The sequence below is a fragment of the Agrobacterium sp. a22-2 genome, from assembly GCF_012276985.1.
GTDB lineage: Bacteria > Pseudomonadota > Alphaproteobacteria > Rhizobiales > Rhizobiaceae > Allorhizobium.
Window position 1 is genome coordinate 1 of record NZ_JAAXMM010000123.1, and the last position, 385, is coordinate 385.

At 63.6% G+C, this 385-nt stretch carries 1 pseudogene; it reads left to right on the forward strand.

The annotated features are described in order from the left end of the window. Positions 1 to 385, forward strand: a pseudogene (locus HFC70_RS26690) (hypothetical protein); the annotation flags it as partial.

Here is a 385-nt window from a genome sequence, read left to right on the forward strand (position 1 = left end):
TTTCAGCATTTCGGACTCGAAGCTGCCTGGATATATCTTCCCGATCGTCCCGGCGCTGGCGATGCTGGCCGCCCTGATGCTGGAACGCACCAGCGAGCGCGCGTGGCGTTGGCAGCTCAAGGGCCTCCTGGCGCTGGCACTGCTCGGCCTTGCGGCCAGCGGTTACGTGGCGACAATGTCGTCCGGCATGTACCCGAACGCCGTGTTTTCCCGATTTGCGATCTTCCTGGCCGTAGCGTTTGTGGCGGGAGCAGGATTCACGTGGCTCGCACTCCGCTTGGCGAACCGACGCTTTGAGAGCGTGGCCGCATTCGCATGCGCATGGTTCCTGACGTTTACGGCGGCGATGCTCGGCCACGAAGCATTCGGGCGCTCCATGTCGGGT